Genomic DNA, 21,094 nt, shown 5'->3' with positions numbered 1-21,094 from the left:
AAAAAAGAAAGAAGGTCGAATTCCGAGCGACTCGGAACCGCCTTCTTAATCATTTCGACGCAGGGCCGGCTATTTCCTGCCGCTCTCCTGAAATTGGCAGACAATCCGGTTATTTCACCGCTTGCTGCATCGCCTCGACAGCCGCCTTCAGCTGCAGATCGTTCTTCGGATCGCGGATAGCTGTAAGAATCGCTTTCTCCAGCTTGTTCGCCGTCTCCTTATCAACCTCGCCGGTTACCGGCAAGCCGTTTGACCGCTGGAACGTTTTGACCGCTTGCGCCGTCTTGTCGCTGTAGTACCCGTCCGTTCGTTCCGGATTCAAGCCGAGCCCCTGCAGCATGACCTGCAAGTTTTTCACGTCTTCGTTGTTCGAATCGGGCTTCAACGTTTCTTTTTTCGTCAGAGGGGCCGCTTTGAAGTAAGCCGGCTGCTCGACGGCCAGATCGGGAGCAATACCCTTCTTGTGAATCCATGTGCCGTTCGGCGTCAACCATTTGTACACGGTCATCTTAATGTTACTGCCGTCACCCATCTCCTGCTCGAACGTAACCTGCACCGTGCCTTTGCCGAACGTCGTTTCGCCGATCAGCTTGCTGCCGACGGAATCGTGCAAAGCGCCGGCCAATATTTCCGAGGCGCTCGCACTGCCTTTATTAATCAGCACGGAAACCGGATAATTTTTGCCTGTGCCGTTCTCCGATTTCGTTTCTTCCCGAACACCCTTACGGTTCTCGATTTGTACAATCGTCTTGCCTTTCGGTATGAACGGCTCCACGATTTCGACGACGGCCGATAGCAGACCGCCCGGATCGTTGCGCACGTCGATGATCAGGCCCTTCATTCCCTTGCTCTCCAGGGCGGCCAGCTCTTCCTTAAAACGCGCCGACGTATTGCTCGAGAACTGCCGGATCTCGATCTTCCCGATATTGCCCGGCAGCATCTCGCCGAATACCGTCTCCACATCGATATCGTCACGCACCACGATCACCTGGATCGGGTCGCTCACGCCCGCACGAGCGACTTCCAGCTTTGCCTGCGTACCTTTCGGACCGCGGATTTTCATGATCGCCTGATTCAACGTCAAGCCGTCCAACTTCTCGCCGTTGACCGAAACGATCACGTCATTGGCGTGTAAGCCCGCCTTCTCGGCCGGCGAACCTTTGATCGGAGTCACGATCGTCACTTTGCCGTCTTCCGAGGTCACCTCCGCTCCAATCCCCTGGAAGGAAGAGGTGATATTCTCGTCGAATTGCTTCGCTTCGTTCTGATCCATGTACACCGTGAACGGGTCTTCCAGCGTTGCCAGCATGCCGTTGATGGCGCCATTCACGATTTTCTCGTGATCGACCTCGTTCAAGTACTTGCCGTTGATCAGCTGATACGTCGTCGCCAGTTTGTTGATATCCTTGCTGGTTAAGCCGGACTTCGCATCCGCAGCAGCCGCTCCGTTCCCGTTCTTCACCGCGGCGAAGATCGACGGGTTCACAATTGTCAGCGTCATGATGCTGCTTGCGAACATCGACAATAGTACAAAAGCCAATACCGTACGTCCCTTAAAAACCATGCCTCTCCCCACACCGCCTTTGCTGATCCCTAGTGCAACCGTTGCTTTGCCAGTCAAAGCCGGTTGTCCATTCACACTTCTTACATAACTTGTCTTTCTAGTTTATGACAAGCCCTGCCGAATTATGAACAGCGTCCGTTATCTTAAATAAGGTTTAGGATCGACGGGAGATTCATTAATCCGCACTTCAAAGTGAAGGTGATTCCCCGTCGAACGTCCGGTCGAACCGACCTCGGCGATCTTCTGGCCCCGCTTGACCGTGTCGCCCTTCTCCACGACGATGCCGTCGTTACGGATATGACCATACAGCGTCCATACTCCTTTGCCGTGGTCAATGATCACCGTATTCCCGTATCCGCTCCACCAGGAAGCGACGATGACGACGCCGTCCTCGGCTGCCAGAATGCTCGTTCCTGCCGGAGAAGGAAAATCGATACCGTTATGCGTAGACGATCTGCCTGTAAAGGGATCCTTGCGGGTTCCGAAATCTGATGACATATTGACGACTTTAGGAAGCGGATAGCCAAACTTCCCTCCGCTGTACGTATACACCGGCCCCGCCGCCTTCGCGCCCTTCGACTTAGCCGCCTCCGCCGCTTTGGCCTCTTGGAGCGCCCGCTGCTTGGCCGCCTCCTGGCTGGCCACCTTCACGAGCTGTGCCTCCACTTCCTCGCTGATATCCTCGAGCTCCTTCTCCTTCTGAGTCAGGCTCGCGATCTTCACTTCTTTCTCCTTCTCCTTGACCAGAAGATCGGCCTTGACCGCCGAAGTCTCCGCATACAAATTTTTTACCTCGGCGAGCTGTTTCTCAATCGCGATCCGTTTCTCGTCAATCGTGGCGCGGTCGCGCTTGTTCGCTTCCAGAATCTTTTTGTCCTGATTTACGATAGAACGCAAAGCTTCAAGCCTGTCCAAAAAATCGCTGAAATTGGTCGAGCTCAGCAGCACATCCGCGTACGAAACGACCCCGTTCATATACATCAGACGAAGCCGCGACCGGAGCATCTGATCGCGGGAGGTCACCCGCGTCTCGGCTTCTTCGAGCTGTTTCGCGTTTTCTTTCAGCGTTGCCGAAACTTCGGCCACTTTATCGTTCAATACGTTCAAGCTTTTATTCGTTTTGTCGATTTGGTCGAGAAGCGCGTTGATGTCGTTTGACGTTTGCTGCTTTTCCCTCGTAACTTGCGTTATTTGCTTCTCCGTCTCGTTCACCTTCTGCTGAACGGCGGATTTCGTTTTCTTCAGCTGGTTAAGCTCCTGCTCAATGCGCTGCGAAGCGGTCAATGCAAACCCGGCCTGGGGCACAATCGTAGCTCCGATAAGGCTTAAGGACAAGACAAGCGGCAGAAAAGACTGTTTCAACACCCGTTCCTCCCCAACAGTTGGTCTTTCAAGCTTACACTCTCAAAAACTTACGCACCGACAACACGCTTCCCCAAATGCCGATCATAACGCCAATGCCGATCAGCAGCACGGACGTCTTCCATGCGATATCATCGAAGGGCAGCAGCTTGATCAGAAGCAGATTCAAGTCCAACTGGATGGACCGCATCATCTGCCAGTAGCCGTACAACAGGATGCCGACCGGAATGACCGAACCGATAATGCCGAGCAGCGCTCCTTCGATAAAGAACGGCCAGCGAATGAACGAGTTCGTCGCCCCGACCAGCTTCATGATGGATATTTCGCGGCGCCGTGCGACAATTGTTATTTTAATTGTATTGGAAATTAAGAACATCGCCGTCAACGCCAAAGCCGCGACAAGCACAAGACCGACATTACGAACGATCGTGGTTACCTTGAACATCGTTTCGACGGTGCCTTGGCCGTAGCTGACGCGGTAGATCGGCTTGGCCGGCTTGCCTTCGTTCAATTTGTTAATTTCGCCGGCAACCGCAGCTACTTCTCGCGGTTCCGACACCTCGACGGTAAACGAATCGTTCAACGGATTGTTGTCGCCATTGAAGCCTTCAAGCAGCTGTTTGCCGCTCTCCCCAAGCTTCTCGCGCAAATACTCGAGTCCTTCTTCCTTCGACACGAATTTCACTTTATTGACCTTCGGCATGGCAGCAATTTCATTCTGCAGAAGTGCAATTTGATCCTGCGGCGTATTTACTTCCAAATACACGCGAATTTCGACCTGCTGCTCGATTTGTTGCGCCAAAAAATTCACGTTGAGCGACAGCAGCAGAAATACGCCTAATATAAACAAGGAGATCGTAATCGAGCTGATCGACGCGAACGACATCCAGCCGTTACGCAGCACATTCTTGGTCCCTTCGCGAAGGTGGCGTCCGGCCGTGCTAATCTTCATAGCCGTACTCACCTCTCACTTCATCGCGCGCGATTTTCCCCGATTCGATGGCAATGACGCGCTTGCGCATCGTGTTTACGATTTCTTTGTTATGCGTAGCCATGACGATCGTCGTGCCGCGAAAGTTAATTTCTTCCATCAGCTTCATAATGCCCCATGACGTTTCCGGGTCCAGGTTCCCGGTTGGCTCGTCCGCAATAATGACGGACGGATTATTGACTATTGCCCGGGCAATAGCGACGCGCTGCTGTTCGCCGCCGGACAGCTGTGTCGGCAAGGAGTTTACTTTGTCCTTGAGTCGGACAAGCTCCAGCACTTCGAGCGTCCGTTTCTTAATAATTTTCTTCGGCGCTTCGATCACTTCCATCGCGAAGGCGATATTCTCGTACACCGTAAGCTTAGGCAGCAGGCGAAAGTCCTGAAAAATAACGCCGATATTGCGGCGAACAAACGGAATTTTACGCTGCTTCAGCTTCTCCAGATTAAAACCGTTAACGAAGATCGCGCCCTTGCTCGGACGCTCTTCTCTATAAATTAATTTCATGAAAGTCGATTTTCCCGCACCTGACGGACCGACGACATAGACGAATTCGCTTTGATCCACCTTGACGTTAATGCCTCGAAGGGCATGGGTGCCGTCAGGATACGTCTTCCAAACGTCCTGCATTTCGATCACGGTATCACATCCTGATTTTTTTAGCTGATCGCCATGTAAGTTTTAGTCTTAAACGCGCATCAGCTTTGACAAACGGGCAATTCCTTGCAAGACAAGGACGACGCAGCCGTTTATCTTGGCATCACTTATCGACAATTTACTTCTAGCCTTTAATAGTTCGACACAAACGCCTAAAATCCTTTAGTCTGTTGTGAATTTCTACATATTGCCACAATTCATTTCGCATTCGGAGCAACGCTTGCCTTTACGATCGGTCAAAGCGCATCGATTCAGCGGGGAACTGTCGGCTCCCGATCCAGGCAGTGGCAAGTTTCGTCCGACACTCGCATATATTTGAAACTATTTAAGTACGAGCTTATTTGGACAAAGGAGACCCGCTTATGCATACCTGGAACCGAATACTCGGTCCTGTTGCCATTGGCGTCTTAGCCACGGCCTTGGTCGGCTGCGCGGCTTTCGCCGCTTACGGCTCCTCTTCCCGCATCCCTGCTGGCGTTCATCTCGGAAACTGGCCTGTCGGCGGAATCACGTACGCCGAGTTCGATGCGCAAGTGAGCCAGCGCAAAGCCGCTTTCCTCGGCCAGTCCATGAAACTGTCAGTGCCACCGGCAGACGGGACCGGAGGCGGCAGCGCGCAACTCACGCTCGGGCAGCTGGGGATCGAGCTGGACGAACAACCGCTGCGGCAGCGGATCGCAAGCCTGCGGGAAGGCTCGCTGTTTCACCGCGCCTGGGCGCGCTGGCAAGCAAGGGGGGGCGACTGGGCGATTCGCCCGGCCCTTGCGCCAGAGAAGCTTGGAGCTGCGCTGCAGGAAGCGTTCGCGCCCGTGTACCGCGAACAGCCGAAAGACGCCGTCCGGATCATCCGCCCGGACGATACGATCGACTATGCGCCGGAAAAACCGGCCCGGCGCATCGATGAGCCGCAGCTTGGGGAACGGCTCGCTGCCGCGCTGCCCGCGTGGGAGGTGCAGGTGGCCGACGCGGCCTCCGCGCCGCCCCTCGCGCTGGACGTGCCGATGCGCACGGTGAACCCGGCGGTGACGGTCCAGTCGCTGCAGCAGCAGGGCATTGTGCGCAAAATCGGCGAATTCGCCACCCGCTACCCGCCGGCTGCCGGTTCCGCCGCAGGCTCGGCAGGTAGGCTGCATAACGTGCAAGCGACAGCCGCCTCGCTGCAAGACGTCCTGCTCGCGCCCGGCGCCGTCTTCGATTACGCTCCCTTTATCGAACAAACGGAGAAAACAGCCGGCTACCGCGAGGCGCCGGTCATCGTCAACGGCAAGCTCGTCCCCGGCATCGGCGGAGGCATCTGCCAGGTCTCGTCGACGCTGTACAACGCCGTGCTCCGCGCCGGACTCACGATTGTTGAGCGGCGGAACCATTCGCTGCCCGTCAGCTACGTGCCGCTAGGTCAAGACGCGACGTTCGCCAGCGGCCATATCAACTTCAAGTTCCGTAACAGCACGAACTTCTATATGTTGATCCGCACCTATGCGGACGGAAGCGAGCTGAAGGTCAAGCTGTTCGGGCAGACACCTCCCGATACGACCTTTGATGTCGAATCCGTAACGGTCGACACCTTGCAGCCTTCGACAAAATATGTGCACAACCCGTCGCTGCGCAAAGGCAAAAGCGAAATCGTCGTCAAAGGAAAGCCCGGCTACATTGTCGAAACTTACCGTATTCAGAAGAAGAACGGGAACATTATCGGCCGGGAGAAAATATCGAGAGACACCTATGCCGCACAGCCGACCGTCATTGCGATCAATACGGGTTCCGGCTCCGGAGCGGATCGCTCGTCCCCGCATCCTACCGGAGATTCGCCCGTCCCTTATGTCGAGGACGGCGTAAAGGGGCCCAGCTTCCGTTAATGCATACGGCAGCCGCTAGCCTGTAAACCGATCAATAAAAAAACCTGCGGAAGCGGTTCCGCTCTCTTTCGAGAGACCCGAACCGCTTCCGCAGGTTTTCTGCGCTTTATAACTTCAGGCGCGACTTATCTGCTTTTCGCGTAAAACTCATCAAACCAAGCGATCGAGACCGCAAGCGCCGCTTCCGCCCGTTCGACAGCCGCGCTCACCTGCGCCGTAGCCGTTCCGCCGTACACGTTGCGCGCATTCACGACACTCTCCGGTTGGAGCACCTGGTAGATGTCTTGATCGAACAGCTTGGAGAACTGGTGATACTCCTCCAGCTTCAGGTCGAGCAAATACTTGTGGTTTTGGATGCAGTAGAGCACCGTTTTCCCGATCACTTCATGCGCTTGACGGAATGGCATGCCTTTGTTAACCAAATAGTCCGCAATGTCGGTCGCATTGGAGAAATCCTGGTTCACGGCTTGTCTCATCCGGTCCTTATTCACCTTCATCGTCGCAATCATCGGCGCATACAGCTGCAGCGCGCCCTGGAGCGTGCGAACGGTGTCGAACATGCCTTCTTTGTCTTCCTGCATGTCCTTGTTATACGCGAGCGGCAGCGACTTCAGCACGGTCAGCAGTCCGAACAGGTTGCCGTACACACGACCGGTTTTGCCCCGCACGAGCTCGGCAACGTCCGGATTTTTCTTCTGCGGCATGATGCTGCTGCCCGTACAGAAGGCGTCGTCCAATTCGACAAACCGGAACTCCGTGCTGGACCACATGACAAATTCCTCGCTCAGCCGCGACAAGTGCATCATAATCATCGAAGCGTTCGACAGGAACTCCAGTATAAAATCCCGGTCGCTCACCGCATCGAGCGAGTTCTCGTACACGCGATCGAACCCAAGCTGCTCGGCGACAAAATGGCGGTCGATCGGGAACGTCGTCCCGGCCAGCGCCCCGGCTCCGAGCGGCAGGACGTTGACGCGCTTGTAGCTGTCCTGCAAACGCTCGGCGTCGCGCTGGAACATCGACACGTAGGCGAGCAGATGGTGCGCGAACAAAATCGGCTGCGCCCGCTGCAGGTGGGTATACCCCGGTACGATCGTATCCAGGTTATTCTTCGCCTGCTCGATTAGCGCTTCCTGCACTTTGTTCAGCAGTCCGACGAATTCCACGACCCGCTTGCGCAGCCACAGGTGCATATCGGTAGCCACTTGGTCGTTCCGGCTCCGGCCCGTATGCAGCTTGCCGCCGACCGAACCGACTTCGTCGATCAGCGCTTTCTCGATATTCATATGAATGTCTTCATCGCTGACCGAGAATTCGAGCTCGCCGCGGCGAATCATCCCTTGCACCTTGAGAAGCCCGTCTTTGATTTTCTCGACATCGTCCGCCGGCAGAATTCCGCATTTGCCGAGCATGGTGACGTGCGCCATGCTGCCCTGCACGTCCTCCTCGGCCAACTCCTTGTCAAACAAAATAGAAGCCGTATATTCTTCGACCAATTGGTCGGTTTTCTTCGTAAATCGTCCGCCCCAAAGCTTCGACACGTATTATTGCCCCCTATTTCCCGTCGTTCTGATGGACGCCAGCCGCTACGCGCAAACGGAGCGCATTGAGGCGAATAAAGCCTGTGGCATCGCCTTGGTCGTACGCTTTCGTCGGATCGGCTTCCATCGTCGCGATGTGCGGGTTGTACAAGCTGACCGGGCTTTTCACGCCGGCGCCGATGACGTTGCCTTTGAACAGCTTCAAGCGAACCGTACCCGTTACATTCTTCTGGCTCTCGGTCACCAGCGCTTGAATGGCCAGACGCTCCGGTGCGTACCAGAAGCCGTTGTACACGAGCGAAGCATATTTCGGAATCAAGGAGTCGCGCAAGTGCATCACTTCGCGGTCCATCGTGATCGACTCGATCTTACGGTGAGCGGTGAACAGGATCGTCCCGCCCGGCGTCTCGTACACGCCGCGGCTCTTCATGCCGACGAAGCGGTTTTCGACCATGTCGACGCGGCCCACGCCGTGCTTGCCGCCGAGTTCGTTCAGCTTCTCCATGATGTGCAGCGGAATCATCCGCTCGCCGTTGATCGCAACGCAGTTGCCTTGCTCGAACTCAAGCTCGATGTATTCCGCTTCGTCCGGCGCATCCGCAGGATCGACGCTGAGCAGGAACATGTCCTTGTTCTCAGGCGCGCTCGGATCGAACCAAGGATCCTCCAGCACGCCGCTCTCGTAGCTAATGTGCAGCAGGTTGCGGTCCATCGAATACGGCTTCGCGGCGGAAGCCGTCACGTTAATGCCGTGCTTCTCGGCGAAGGCGATCATTTCGGCGCGGCCCGGGAACTCCTCGCGGAAATTTTCCAGCCGCCATGGCGCGATGACTTCGACATCCGGCGTCAAAGCCGCGGCTGTCAATTCGAAGCGCACTTGGTCGTTGCCTTTGCCCGTCGCCCCGTGCGCGATGGCGGTAGCGCCTTCCGCGCGTGCGATCTCGACCATCCGCTTCGCGATCAATGGACGCGCAATGCTCGTGCCAAGCAAGTACTGCCCTTCATACAGGGCGCCCGCCTGGAACATCGGGAAAATGAAGTCGCGCGCGAACTCTTCGCGCAGGTCGTCGATGTATACTTTAGACGCGCCGGTGTTCAGCGCTTTTTCCTCAAGACCGTCGAGCTCATCCTTCTGTCCGATATCGGCGGTGAAGGCGATAATTTCTGCGTCGTACGTTTCCTTCAACCATTTCAAGATGATGGACGTATCCAACCCGCCCGAATACGCCAATACGATTTTTTGCTTTGCCATGTCGTTCCCGCTCTCCTTCTGATTTATCCTCACGCTTTCACTTATGCCTTACGCGCCTGGCTTCCGGCGATGATTACATAATAGCGGCCATAACCGCTTTCTGGGCATGCAGCCGGTTCTCCGCTTGATCGAAAATGACCGAGTTTTTGCCGTCAATGACACCTTCCGACACTTCTTCCCCACGGTGCGCCGGCAGGCAGTGCATGAACAAGTAATCCGGTTTCGCGTATTTCACGAGCGCCTCGTTCACCTGGTAATCCTTGAACGCGATTTCCCGCTCCTTCTGCTCGGCTTCAAACCCCATGCTCGCCCACACGTCCGTATACACGACGTCCGCGTTCGCCACCGCTTCTTTCGCATCGGTGCCTACATAAATGCCGGCGCCCGTCTTAGCCGCCATTTCGCGCGAAAGCTCCAGCACTTCGTTGTCCGGCTCGTAGCCTTTCGGCGTCGCTACGGCAAAGTTGATACCCAGCTTGGCTGCGCCCATCAAGAGCGAGTGCACCATGTTGTTACCGTCTCCGATATAAGCCACTTTGAGGCCTTCGAGGCGGCCCTTTTTTTCGAGCACGGTTTGGTAGTCCGCCAGCGCCTGACAAGGGTGGGACAGATCCGTCAGCCCGTTGATGACCGGGACCGTGGCGTTGCGCGCCAGCTCGATGACCGTCCGGTGCGCATAGGTCCGGATCATGATGCCGTCGAGGTACCGGGACATTGTCTGCGCCGTATCGTGAATCGTTTCGCCGCGGCCGATCTGCAGGTCGTTCCTGCTCAGAAACAGCGCATGGCCGCCCAGCTGGTACATGCCCACTTCAAAAGACACCCGCGTCCGCGTCGAAGACTTCTCGAAAATCATCCCCAGCGTCTTGCCCTTCAACGGCTGGTACGTCTCTCCCGCTTTCTGCTTCCGCTTCAGCTCAATCGCCAAATCGATCAAATACCGGATTTCCTCCGACGTATAGTCCACCAACCCGATAAAATCGCGGCCCTTCAATTGTACCGCCATATCTTCCTGCTCTGCCGTTTCCGTCATGGATGCAGCTCCCTTCACTTTCACAAAGTAATCGCCAATTCTGCTTTGCTTGAAACGTTCAGGCTCCTCTATACCGCTGCCGCCGCCGCTTTCGCCAACGTCTGGCAGATCGTGTCCAGTCCGCGGTCGATGTCTTCCTTGGAGATCAGCAGGCTCGGGGCCAAACGAATGACGTTCGGTCCGGCCGGCACGACAAGCACGCCTTGCTCGTGAATCGACTTGATCAGCTCCGCGCCCGATCCCGTCAATTGGATGCCGATCAGCATGCCCAGTCCGCGGATCGTCTCGACGAGCGGATTGCCGGCGAGCCTGCTTTTCAACTCGCTCATGATATAACTGCCCATCTCAGCCGCACGCTCCGACACGTTCTCCTGCAGCATCGTCTCCAGCGTCGCCAATCCGGCCGCCGTGGACAAGTAGTTGCCGCCGAACGTCGTCCCGTGGGAGCCGGCCGCGAAAGCGGTACGCAGCTTCTCTTTCCCGAGTAGCGCCCCGATCGGCATGCCGCTGCCCAGCCCTTTCGCCAAGGTCACGAGGTCCGGCTCGATGCCGAAGTGCTCGTAAGCGAACAGCTTGCCCGTCCGGCCGATGCCGGTTTGGATTTCATCCAGAATGAGGAGCAGGCCGTGCCGCTCGCACAGGTTCGCTACAGCCTTCACGAAGTCCGGATCGGCTGGGATAACGCCGCCCTCGCCTTGGACGAGTTCCAGCATGATGGCGCACGTTTTCCCCGTGATGAGCTTCTCCACCGCATCCGCGTCGTTGTACGGCGCATATACGAAACCCTCCGGCAGCGGGGAGAAGCCTTCCTTCACCTTATCCTGCCCGGTTGCCGTCAACGTAGCCAAGGTCCGTCCGTGGAACGACATGTTGAAGGTGATGATCTCGTAGCGCTCCGGCTGGTTAATGACCTTCTGATAGTATCTGCGGGCGATCTTGATCGCCGCTTCGTTCGCCTCCGCTCCGCTGTTGCAGAAGAAGACGGCGTCTGTGCAGCTGTTCTCCACAAGCAGCTGGGCCAGCCTCTCCTGCCCCGGGATGTGGAACAGGTTGCTCGTGTGCCAGAGCGTATCCACCTGCTCCTTCAAGCGCTCGGTCACCTGCTTCGGCGCATGCCCGAGGTTCGTGACGGCTAAGCCGCACATCAGGTCCAGGTACTCCTTGCCGTTCTCATCCCACAACCGGCTGCCTTCCCCCTTCACAAACGTAAAAGGATATCTGGCGTAATTCGGAAACAATGCGCTTTGAGCCTCTCCCATGTCGTTCACTCCTTTATATGTGAAAATAATTTCTCTACGCTTTGACGATGCGGGTGCCGATGCCTTCGCCCTTCAGCACTTTGCTTAACACTTGCGGCTCCGATCCGTTCACGATCACAACCTCGCGCACCTCGCCTTGAATGCACTGCACGGCTGCACGCACTTTCGGGATCATCCCGCCGTAAATATCGCCGCTTGCGATCATCTCGTCGATTTCCCGCACGGTGACGGAAGGCAGCACCCGCTTCTCGCCATCCACCGTCTTCAGGATGCCCGGCACGTCGGTGACGACGATCATCCGCTCCACGCCGAGATGCGATGCGACCGCTCCGGCCGCCGTGTCGGCGTTGATGTTGTACCGCTGTCCGCCGTCGGCTCCGATGCCAACCGGCGCAATAACCGGCATGTAGCCCATGCCGACAATGCCTTGAATGAGCTCGGCGTTCACACGCGTCACGTCGCCGACGAGTCCGACTTCGTGCGCGTTCGCCACAGGCTGCGCCTGAATGAGATGGCCGTCCACGCCGGACAGGCCGACCGCGTTCGCGCCGGAGCGCTGAATGTTGCGCACGATCTGTTTATTAATTTGCCCGGCCAGCACCATCTCGACGACGTCGAGCACTGCCTCGTTCGTTTTGCGCAGCCCGTTCACGAACTCCGTCTCGATGCCCAGCTTGCCCAGCGTGTCCGAGATCGCCGGACCGCCGCCATGCACGATGACGGGAATTTCGCCTTCGGCCTGCAGCCGGGTCAAGTCTTCGAAAAAGACGTCCGGCAGCGCCGCTAATGTGCTGCCGCCGCATTTCATTACAAACATGTTCGCATCCCCCTCTTTCCCCCTTCCCGAAGGCGGAGGACCCTGCGCGCTTCGCCCCAAGCCCCCGAAAGAGTACGTGACTACCACGTGGCCGCCGTTGATGAGACGTCGGTGTGTGGGATCGCTTCTCGCACCGTGCCGGTGCACGCTTACCAGTCGGCGTTCTTCCGGTACGTGGGCCTGGGAGCTATGCGCTGCTTCTTGTGTATCGTTCGGGCGGCCTGCAAGGAGCCGCGTTATGCCTTCGTTATGAAGCTTTAGTTCGAGCACGGGGTTGCTTATCATTGGACGGATTCGCCGCGTCCTCGATAAGCACAATCCTTCCACGGCCGCGATAAGCCGCAGCCCCCACATGCTCAAACGAGTACATCCAACAACCTAAGTCCGATAAGCGGCGTTAATCCGCACATAGTCGTACGTGAGGTCGCAGCCCCAGGCTGTCGCCGAGGCGTCGCCCATGTTCAGGTCGACGTAAATTTGGACGAGCTCGCCTTTGAGATACTCGGCCGCGCGCTCCTCATCGAATTTCACCGGGCGGGATTGCTCCAGCACCGGAATATCGCCGAGGCGGATATCGACCGTCTCGGTTTGGACGGGATAGCCCGCGCGCCCGACGGCTGCGATGATGCGGCCCCAGTTGGCATCCGCGCCAAAGCATGCCGATTTCACGAGGCTTGAGCCGATGACGGTCTTCGCGATGGCACGGGCCGCTTCACGGGATTCGGCATGCGCCACCGTCACTTCGATCAGCTTCGTTGCGCCTTCACCGTCGCGTGCGATCGCTTTGGCGAGGTATTCACCGACGTAGTTGAAGCCGGCGGCGAATGCCGCCCAGTCCGGATGGTCCGGCGTCAAGCTATCGTTGCCCGCCAAGCCGCTGGCCATCGCTACGACCATATCGTTCGTGCTCGTGTCCCCGTCGACCGTAATCATATTGAAGGTAGAATCCGTAATATCATTCAGCAGCTTCTGGAGATGCGCGCTTTCGATGTTCGCATCGGTCGTCATGAACCCCAGCATCGTCGCCATGTTCGGATGAATCATGCCCGAGCCCTTGGCCGCTCCGGCGATATGTACCGTTTGCCCGCCGACGGTGAGCTGCACGCACAATTCTTTCTTCACCAGATCCGTTGTCAAGATCGCTTGACAGAAATCGTCTCCGCCGTCAGCCTTCACCTGCGCCCGCAGCTTCTCGATGCCGCCCAGCACTTTGTCCATCGGCAGCAGCTCGCCGATGACGCCGGTCGACGTTACGCCGACCAGATGCTCGGCAACGCCGAACACCTTCGCGCCCGCAGCCCGCATCGCCCGGGCGTCGTCTTCACCCTGCTGGCCGGTGCACGCGTTCGCGTTCCCGCTATTGACCAGCATCGCTTGCAGCTTGCCTCCCTGCGCGATGCTCTCCTGCGTCACGCGCAGCGGAGCCGCTTGGAACTGGTTGAGCGTGTACACGCCCGCCGCGCTCGCCGGCACCTCGCAATAAATCGCGCCCAGATCATGGCGCTCCGTCTTTTTCAAACCGCAGTGCAGTCCGCCTGCTTGAAACCCTTTCGGTGTCGTCACCGAACCTTCAGGCACCACCACAAAATTATGTTGCGCTGTCGACATGTCCTTCCCCCGTCCTCCGCGTTTATGGATATACCGGGGTGAACGTCAGACCCGTCGTTTCATCCCAGCCCATCATCAAGTTCAAGTTTTGAATCGCCTGTCCGGCTGCCCCTTTAACCATGTTGTCTATGACGGAAATGATCGTCAAGCGACCTGTACGCGAATCGAGCGAAAGCCCGATATCACAATAGTTGGAGCCGAACACTTCTTTCGTCCCCGGGTACTTGCCCTTGTCGCGAATTCGCACGAACGAGCGTCCCTCGTAATAACTCCGGAACAAGTCGAAAATTTCGTCCTCGCTGCGCGCTTGCTTCAAGTTCACGTAGATCGTCGACATAATGCCGCGCGTCATCGGCACCAAATGCGTCGTGAACGTAATCGTCGCTTCTTCGCCGGCCAAACGTCCGATCGCTTGCTCGATTTCCGGCGTATGCTGATGACGGTTCACCTTATAAGCCAGAAAATTTTCATTAATTTCCGCGTAATGCACAACTTGGCTGAGTCCGCGCCCCGCGCCCGACACCCCCGACTTCGCGTCGACAATGATCGACTTCAAGTCAATCCAACGCTTGGCTGCAAGCGGAGCAAGCCCAAGAATGGTCGCCGTCGGGTAGCAACCCGGGTTGGAGATGAACTGCGCCCCGGGCACGTCTGCACCGAACAGCTCGCACAAGCCGTATACCGCTCTATCTAAATACGACGCATCCGCCGGTTTATGCTTATACCATTGCTCGTACACCTGACCGTCCTTCAAACGGAAATCGCCCGACAAGTCGATGACCTTCAGCCCTGCATCCAGCAGCTTCGGCGACAAGTCGATGCTGACGCCGTGCGGCGTTGCGAGAAACACAACGTCTGCTTTACCGCGGATGAGCTCAATGTCGATACCGTCCAGGCGCTCGGTCACGATCTGATTCAAATGCGGATATCCGTCCGCAATCGGCGCCCCGGAGGCAGACGACGAGATTACGGAAGTGATTTCCACATAAGGATGCGCAAGTAAAAAGCGAATGAGTTCCACACCGCCGTAACCGGTCGAACCGACGATAGCCGCTCTTAATTTCGTAGACATAGCCGTCCCTCCACTTAAAAAACTATGTATTATTATACATTCGAAGGTATAAAAATTCAATTTCTTTTTTCCCAACTTTTTTCATCGTAACCCAATGTCCGGCAGGGCGCAAGCCACTCTTACCCATGGCCGCCTCATTCATTCGTTAAGCCTGCCCCGCGATTTTGAACCCTTCACCGAGCACCTCGTTTGTATCGCTCAAGATGACGAAGGCGCCGGGATCGACCGCCCGTACAAGCTCCTTCAACCGGGTCACTTCCGTTTGGCCGACAACGACCATAAGTACCGTACGCGCCTCCCCGGTGTATCCGCCGGTTGCATGCAATTTCGTCAAACCGCGGTCCAGCTCGTATAAAATCACCTCGCGAATGTCCTCGGCCGCCTCCGAAATAATAAACGCCACTTTCGAATAACTTAGCCCCAACTGCACGACATTGATCGTTTTGCTGGTGACGAACAAGCCAATTAACGCATACATCGCATTCTCTGGCGAAATGAAGATGCCTGCCGCGACGATGACCGCCCCGTCGAGCAGCGCCACGCACAGCCCGAATCCGATTCCCGTATACTTATGTAAAACTTGCGCCGCCACCGAAAAACCGCCCGTCGAGCCGCGTCCCCGATAAACAAGCCCAATGCCTACCCCGAGCAGAATCCCCCCATATATACTGGCCAGCAGCACATTGCTTGTGAGGGAAGGCACGTTCCGCGTGACAAGGACCAGCAGCGGCAGAAGGACGGAGCCGATTGCCGTTTTGATCCCGAAGTTTCGCCCCAGCAGCAGCACCCCTATAAGAAACAAGGGAATATTCAGTCCCCACTGCGTAAATGCCGGCTCGACGCCAAACAGCTTTTGGACGATAATGCTTATGCCCGTTACGCCGCCCGAAGCCAACTGATTGGGATAAAAAAACAGATTGAAGCTTAGAGCGATCATGGAAGAACCGATCGCCAGCAGCATAAATTCCCAAGCCCTCCGCCACCCGCCCCGAAGCGCTTGGCGTCCTTTACGGCGATTTCGCCGCAAACGATCCGCTCTGGGTCCGAGCGGTTGGGCTGGAGCCGCCTGTGCATCCGCTTCCAGCTCCGGATTGGCCGAGAGCTCTTCCCACGGCCGGTTGTTCAACTCGTCCTTCTTCGCTTTCTTGCTTTTCTTCCGTTCGCTTCGTTTTTCCAAGGTCGTCACCCCGTTCCACGCGAAAAATCCTACACGTTAGCATCCGCCCCGTCGGCTTTATCCTTCCTCGGAGGCCGGACGACATCGCCCATTCCAAGCGGTTGCTTTCATGTAGGATCAGCTGGGTATCCCGAAATTATGTTGCGCTTAGCTATCTTTCGAAGGTTTCGCGATCTGCTGGCGCAAGTAGGCGTCGATGAACATATCCAGCTCGCCGTCCATAACAGCGCCCACGTTGCCCGTCTCCGCTTGCGTCCGATGGTCTTTCACCATGCTGTACGGGTGGAAGACATACGAACGAATTTGGCTGCCCCACGCGATATCGGACACTTCGCCGCGAATCTCCGCAAGATGCTTTTGCTGCTCCTCGATCTTCTTCTCGTACAGCTTCGAGCGCAGCATCTTCATCGCGCGTTCGCGGTTCTTGATCTGCGAACGCTCCGTTTGGCAGCTGACGACGACCCCCGTCGGTATGTGCGTAATCCGCACCGCCGAATCGGTCGTGTTGATGTGCTGTCCGCCCGCACCGGAGGAACGGTACGTATCCACCTTAAGGTCCTCGGTTCGGATCTCGACCTCGACATCGTCGTCAATCTCCGGCATGACATCGCAGGACACGAACGACGTATGACGCCTGCCTGAAGCGTCGAACGGCGAAATCCTTACGAGCCTGTGCACGCCCTTCTCCGCCTTCAAGTAACCGTAGGCGTTGTAACCTTTAATCAGCAGCGTCACGCTCTTGACCCCCGCTTCATCACCGGGCAAATAATCAAGCACTTCCACCTTGAAGTCCCGCTTCTCCGCCCAGCGACGGTACATCCGCAGCAGCATCTCCGCCCAGTCCTGCGACTCGGTGCCACCCGCGCCCGGATGCAGCTCCAGAATCGCATCGAGCTTGTCGTAAGGCTGGCTCAGCAGCAGCTGCAGCTCGAACGCTTCAAGCTTCTTCACCAGCGCGGCGATTCCCGACGTGATGTCGCCAACCATGCTCTCATCCTGCTCTTCCTGCAGCAGCTCGACCAGCACTTCGAGATCCTCATATTCGCTGGCAAGCGCCTGGAACTGATCGACACCGCCCTTGACGGCGTTCATCTCGGCAATCAGCTTCTGCGCCTTTTCGTTGTCATCCCAGAAATCAGGCGCCGACATCTTCTCTTCGTAATCGGCAATTTGCTCCAGCTTCAGATCTAAGTCAAAGAGACCCCCTAAGCTCAGCCAATCGTTTGGCCGTTTCTTGTAAATCCCGCTTCACGTCTGCTTCTAACATATCTCATCGCACCTCTTATGCTTAATTTTGTTTGTCCTCGTGGAAAAAGGAGACCGGAGCCACGGCCCGACCTCCCCTTTCTATTCGCTGCATCAATCGCGGCTTATACGCCGTGACACTGCTTATATTTCTTCCCGCTGCCGCACGGACACAAATCATTGCGGCCAATAACGTCCTTGTTGACGATCGGCTTCTTGACCGCAGGCTCGGCATTCGTCGCAATCTCATGCTCATCGATGACCGCTTCGCGTACCAGGTTCGTCTCCACGTGCGCCTTCATAACGTACGTCGCAACTTCTTCCTGGATGCTCTGAACCATCTCCTGGAACATCTCGTAGCCTTCGAACTGGTATTCACGCAGCGGGTCCGTACCGCCGTATGCACGGAGATGGATGCCTTGACGCAGTTGATCCATCGCATCGATATGGTCCATCCACTTGCTGTCTACGGCGCGAAGCACCACGACCTTCTCGAATTCACGGAAAAACTCCTCGCCGATCTGCTTCTCCCGCTCTTCATACAGACGCGTAACCAAATCCTTGATGTATTGAATAATATCTTCCTTCTCTTTGCCCCACAGCTCATCAGCCGTCAGTTGGCCTTCATGAAGGAACGTACCGTTGCCGAAGTCGACAATCGCTTGCAAATCCCACTCTTCCGGCACCAGATCGTCCGGGCAATGCGCTTCCACGATCCGGTCGATGACCGGCAGCATCATGCCGAGCACGATGTCGCGGATATTTTCCGATTCAATGACCTCGCGGCGCTGCTTGTAAATAATTTCCCGCTGCTGATTCATCACGTCGTCATACTGCAGGACCACTTTCCGCACATCGAAGTTGTTGCCTTCCACCCGCTTCTGCGCGGATTCGATCGCCCTGGAGATCAGCTTGCTCTCGATCGGCTGATCTTCCTCGAAGCCAAGGCGATCCATCATGCCCATGATGTTCTCGGCTCCGAAGCGGCGCATCAGCTCATCCTCCAGCGACAAGTAAAACTGGGAAGAACCCGGGTCGCCTTGCCGTCCGGCACGACCGCGCAGCTGGTTGTCGATCCGTCGGCTTTCATGACGTTCCGTACCTATAATATGCAGACCGCCGAGCTCCGCCACTCCTTCGCCGAGCGTGATGTCCGTACCGCGGCCGGCCATGTTGGTGGCGATCGTTACGGCGCCCGGTTGACCGGCGCGGGAGACGATCTCCGCTTCTTCAGCGTGATACTTGGCGTTCAAAACTTTATGCGGCACGCCTTTTTTCTTCAGCATCTCGGACAAGCGTTCGGAGTTCTCGATCGAAATCGTACCGACCAGCACCGGCTGCTTTTTTTGTGACGTTCCACGATCTCGTTCACAACCGCACGAAATTTGCTGGCTACCGACTTGTATACAACGTCCGGCAAATCCTGACGGATCATCGGCCGGTTCGTCGGCACGACAATGACATCGAGGCCGTAAATTTTCTTCAGCTCTTCTTCTTCCGTCTTCGCCGTACCGGTCATCCCCGACAGCTTGCGGTACATCCGGAAGTAATTCTGCAGTGTGATCGTTGCCAGCGTCATCGACTCGTTCTGTACCTGCAGCTTCTCCTTCGCTTCGATCGCCTGATGCAAACCTTCGCTATAGCGACGGCCGACCATGAGGCGGCCCGTAAATTCGTCAACGATGACGATCTCGCCTTCCTGCACGACGTAATCGACGTCCAGCCGCATAATTGCGTGGGCTTTCAACGCTTGTTGAATATGGTGGTTCAAGGTTACATGCTCATGATCGAACAAGTTTTCGATGCCGAACGCTTTCTCCGCCTTCGCCACGCCTTCTTCGGTCAGCGACACACTGCGCAGCTTCACGTCGATGATATAATCCTCTTCTTCCTTCAGCTTGCTGACGAAGTGATCGGCCATGTAGTACAAGTCCGTCGACTTGGCGGCTTGTCCGGAAATAATGAGAGGTGTCCGGGCTTCGTCGACGAGGATCGAGTCCACCTCGTCAATGACCGCATAATAAAGCGGCCGCTGCACCATCTGCTCTTTATACACGACCATGTTGTCGCGCAAGTAGTCGAAGCCGAATTCATTGTTCGTTCCGTACGTAACGTCGCATGCATAAGCCTGCTGCTTTTCCGCATGCGAAAGCTGCGGCAGGTTAACCCCGACGGTCATCCCGAGAAATTCGTATATTTTGCCCATCTCGGCGCTATCGCGCGTCGCCAAGTAGTCATTGACGGTGACTACATGCACGCCTTTGCCCAGCAGGGCATTCAAATAAACCGGCAGGGTGCCTACCAGCGTTTTACCTTCCCCTGTCCGCATCTCCGCAATGCGCCCTTCGTGCAGCGTCATGCCCCCGATCAGCTGCACATCGTAATGACGCTTGCCGAGTACGCGTTTGGACGCCTCCCTAACAACGGCGAATGCCTCCGGCAGCAAGTCGTCGAGTTCCTCGCCCTTTTCCAGCCGTGCGCGAAACTCTACCGTTTTGTGCCGTAGCTCCTGGTCCGATAACACCTCAATGCTAGGCTCCAGCGAGTTGATATACTCAACGGCTTTCCACATCCGTTTCAATTCACGTTCATTCGAATCCCCAAAAATCTTCTTCACGAGTCCTAGCATGCTGCTAATCCCCTTCCTTTATCGAACCGTAATCCATAGACTAAATTGTAGCAGTTTGCGCCAGCCATCGCAACAAAACACTGGAATTAACACCATTGGATTAGTATCCCACATCCCGCCCAATTTACTTACGACGTCTTTATCGCCCAAGCATAGAACGGCTCTTAAAGTTCTGGCATGGAAGTCACACCCTTTAAACGCATGCGGCCCGAAAAAGTTTCAGTACGCCTCGATGCTGGAGCTTCCCGAACTTTCCAAGATAAAAAAGAGCCCGCCTGAACGGGAGCGGCATCCAGGGATGCACGCTTCAGCGATCAGGCAAGCTCGGTTGTTTGCATGGGGTTAGAACGGCATTAAAGCGCCGGTTCGATGAGCCCGTATTTGCCATCGTTGCGCTTGTACACAACATTGACTTGAGATGTGTCGGAATTTGCAAAAACAAAGAAATTATGGCCAACCATGTTCATTTGGAGAATCGCTTCGTCAATATCCATGGGCTTTAACGTAAACCTCTTCGTTCGGACAAGTTCGAATTCTTCCTCTTCATCAAGGACCGCCGCCGCACTCTGCTCGGAGCCGGAGCGGAACAGATCCTTCAGTCCTCCAGCTTGACGCACCTTGCGGTTCGCCTTCGTTTTCGCTTTGCGGATTTGACGTTCCAGCTTGTCAACGACCAGATCGACTGCCGCATACAGATCGGCGTGCTTCTCCTCCGCCCGCAGCATAAACCCGGTGAGCGGCACCGTGACCTCCACGGTTTGCATGCCTTTAACGACGCTTAACGTTACATGAACTTCAGATGTAGGGGGAGCTTCAATGTACCTTTCCAGCCTGCTCAGCTTTTTCTCAACATGGTCTCTTAATGCTTCCGTTACCTCGATGTTTTCACCACGAATGTTGAATTTCATGTACTACTCCTCCTTTCATTCCTACGCTATACTATATTCCCCTTCGCCCATTAAAAATCCTGCAAAATCTCGATTAAAGTTTACAAAATATTTAAATAATTTTATGTGCATACTAAAAGTATAAG

The 21,094-nt window shown here is 56.0% G+C and carries 15 protein-coding genes and 1 pseudogene; 1 reads left to right on the top strand and 15 read right to left on the bottom strand.

What is annotated here, in order from left to right:
* Nucleotides 1–109: 109 nt before the first annotated feature.
* From JMF85_RS05370 to ftsE, 4 genes are all read right to left on the bottom strand, one after another.
* A complete protein-coding gene (locus JMF85_RS05370) occupies nucleotides 110–1,564 on the bottom strand; it encodes a S41 family peptidase (protein ID WP_127608709.1) in 1,455 nt (484 codons plus the stop codon).
* A 138-nt stretch (nucleotides 1,565–1,702) separates the two neighbouring features.
* Nucleotides 1,703–2,929: a murein hydrolase activator EnvC family protein gene (locus tag JMF85_RS05365; RefSeq protein ID WP_127608685.1), complete on the bottom strand. Its 1,227-nt coding sequence runs from the start codon at nucleotides 2,927–2,929 to the stop codon at nucleotides 1,703–1,705.
* A gap of 31 nt (nucleotides 2,930–2,960) precedes the next feature.
* Nucleotides 2,961–3,878: a permease-like cell division protein FtsX gene (gene ftsX, locus JMF85_RS05360; RefSeq protein ID WP_127608684.1), complete on the bottom strand. Its 918-nt coding sequence runs from the start codon at nucleotides 3,876–3,878 to the stop codon at nucleotides 2,961–2,963.
* Nucleotides 3,868–4,554 carry a cell division ATP-binding protein FtsE gene (gene ftsE / locus JMF85_RS05355; protein WP_054798385.1) on the bottom strand — a complete coding sequence of 229 codons (687 nt, stop codon included), beginning with the start codon at nucleotides 4,552–4,554 and terminating at the stop codon, nucleotides 3,868–3,870. Before ftsE ends, ftsX begins: the two co-directional genes overlap by 11 nt.
* 380 nt (nucleotides 4,555–4,934) lie before the next feature.
* On the opposite strand from ftsE, the gene JMF85_RS05350 reads away from it, so the two are divergent.
* Nucleotides 4,935–6,428 (top strand): VanW family protein, encoded by a 1,494-nt coding sequence (locus JMF85_RS05350; protein ID WP_201317865.1) that lies wholly within the window; start codon nucleotides 4,935–4,937, stop codon nucleotides 6,426–6,428.
* A gap of 125 nt (nucleotides 6,429–6,553) precedes the next feature.
* On the opposite strand, the gene argH is transcribed toward JMF85_RS05350, so the two are convergent.
* From argH to hpf, 11 genes and pseudogenes are all read right to left on the bottom strand, one after another.
* On the bottom strand, nucleotides 6,554–7,969 hold the full coding sequence (gene argH / locus JMF85_RS05345; RefSeq protein ID WP_201317864.1) for an argininosuccinate lyase: 1,416 nt from the start codon (nucleotides 7,967–7,969) through the stop codon (nucleotides 6,554–6,556).
* Between the two features lie 13 nt (nucleotides 7,970–7,982).
* Nucleotides 7,983–9,221 carry an argininosuccinate synthase gene (locus JMF85_RS05340; protein ID WP_127608681.1) on the bottom strand — a complete coding sequence of 413 codons (1,239 nt, stop codon included), beginning with the start codon at nucleotides 9,219–9,221 and terminating at the stop codon, nucleotides 7,983–7,985.
* A gap of 73 nt (nucleotides 9,222–9,294) precedes the next feature.
* The gene (gene argF, locus JMF85_RS05335) at nucleotides 9,295–10,254 is read right to left on the bottom strand and encodes an ornithine carbamoyltransferase (RefSeq protein WP_127608680.1); all 960 of its coding nucleotides are present in this window, start codon (nucleotides 10,252–10,254) and stop codon (nucleotides 9,295–9,297) included.
* A gap of 68 nt (nucleotides 10,255–10,322) precedes the next feature.
* Nucleotides 10,323–11,513, bottom strand: coding sequence for an acetylornithine transaminase (locus JMF85_RS05330; protein ID WP_127608679.1), 1,191 nt, complete (start codon nucleotides 11,511–11,513; stop codon nucleotides 10,323–10,325).
* 34 nt (nucleotides 11,514–11,547) lie between these two features.
* A complete protein-coding gene (argB, locus tag JMF85_RS05325; protein ID WP_127608678.1) occupies nucleotides 11,548–12,330 on the bottom strand; it encodes an acetylglutamate kinase in 783 nt (260 codons plus the stop codon).
* A gap of 378 nt (nucleotides 12,331–12,708) precedes the next feature.
* Complete coding sequence (gene argJ / locus JMF85_RS05320; RefSeq protein WP_201317863.1) at nucleotides 12,709–13,938, bottom strand: bifunctional glutamate N-acetyltransferase/amino-acid acetyltransferase ArgJ; 1,230 nt, start codon at nucleotides 13,936–13,938, stop codon at nucleotides 12,709–12,711.
* A gap of 22 nt (nucleotides 13,939–13,960) precedes the next feature.
* On the bottom strand, nucleotides 13,961–15,010 hold the full coding sequence (gene argC, locus JMF85_RS05315; RefSeq protein ID WP_141336199.1) for an N-acetyl-gamma-glutamyl-phosphate reductase: 1,050 nt from the start codon (nucleotides 15,008–15,010) through the stop codon (nucleotides 13,961–13,963).
* Nucleotides 15,011–15,155: 145 nt separating this feature from the next.
* The gene (locus JMF85_RS05310) at nucleotides 15,156–16,037 is read right to left on the bottom strand and encodes a YitT family protein (protein WP_230876240.1); all 882 of its coding nucleotides are present in this window, start codon (nucleotides 16,035–16,037) and stop codon (nucleotides 15,156–15,158) included.
* A 297-nt stretch (nucleotides 16,038–16,334) separates the two neighbouring features.
* A protein-coding gene (gene prfB, locus JMF85_RS05305; RefSeq protein WP_141336200.1) for a peptide chain release factor 2 occupies nucleotides 16,335–17,454 on the bottom strand; the annotation gives its coding sequence in 2 pieces (ribosomal slippage) (nucleotides 16,335–17,381 and nucleotides 17,383–17,454; 1,119 coding nt in all).
* A gap of 103 nt (nucleotides 17,455–17,557) precedes the next feature.
* Nucleotides 17,558–20,061 (bottom strand): annotated as a pseudogene (secA, locus tag JMF85_RS05300) (preprotein translocase subunit SecA).
* A gap of 353 nt (nucleotides 20,062–20,414) precedes the next feature.
* Nucleotides 20,415–20,969 carry a ribosome hibernation-promoting factor, HPF/YfiA family gene (gene hpf, locus JMF85_RS05295; protein ID WP_054800137.1) on the bottom strand — a complete coding sequence of 185 codons (555 nt, stop codon included), beginning with the start codon at nucleotides 20,967–20,969 and terminating at the stop codon, nucleotides 20,415–20,417.
* Between the last annotated feature and the right edge of the window lie 125 nt (nucleotides 20,970–21,094).

Source organism: Paenibacillus sp. EPM92 (assembly GCF_016586185.1).
Taxonomy (GTDB): Bacteria; Bacillota; Bacilli; order Paenibacillales; family NBRC-103111; genus Paenibacillus_G; species Paenibacillus_G validus.
This window is presented reverse-complemented; position numbering and strand designations above follow the sequence as displayed.

Bases quoted from the DNA above. Each gene is read 5' to 3' on its own strand.
- JMF85_RS05370 (WP_127608709.1), bottom strand. From the start codon at position 1,564: ATGGTTTTTAAGGGACGTACGGTATTGGCTTTTGTACTATTGTCGATG.
- ftsX (WP_127608684.1), bottom strand. From the start codon at position 3,878: ATGAAGATTAGCACGGCCGGACGCCACCTTCGCGAAGGGACCAAGAAT.
- JMF85_RS05350 (WP_201317865.1), top strand. From the start codon at position 4,935: ATGCATACCTGGAACCGAATACTCGGTCCTGTTGCCATTGGCGTCTTA.
- JMF85_RS05340 (WP_127608681.1), bottom strand. From the start codon at position 9,221: ATGGCAAAGCAAAAAATCGTATTGGCGTATTCGGGCGGGTTGGATACG.
- argF (WP_127608680.1), bottom strand. From the start codon at position 10,254: ATGACGGAAACGGCAGAGCAGGAAGATATGGCGGTACAATTGAAGGGC.
- JMF85_RS05330 (WP_127608679.1), bottom strand. From the start codon at position 11,513: ATGGGAGAGGCTCAAAGCGCATTGTTTCCGAATTACGCCAGATATCCT.
- argB (WP_127608678.1), bottom strand. From the start codon at position 12,330: ATGTTTGTAATGAAATGCGGCGGCAGCACATTAGCGGCGCTGCCGGAC.
- argJ (WP_201317863.1), bottom strand. From the start codon at position 13,938: ATGTCGACAGCGCAACATAATTTTGTGGTGGTGCCTGAAGGTTCGGTG.
- argC (WP_141336199.1), bottom strand. From the start codon at position 15,010: ATGTCTACGAAATTAAGAGCGGCTATCGTCGGTTCGACCGGTTACGGC.
- hpf (WP_054800137.1), bottom strand. From the start codon at position 20,969: ATGAAATTCAACATTCGTGGTGAAAACATCGAGGTAACGGAAGCATTA.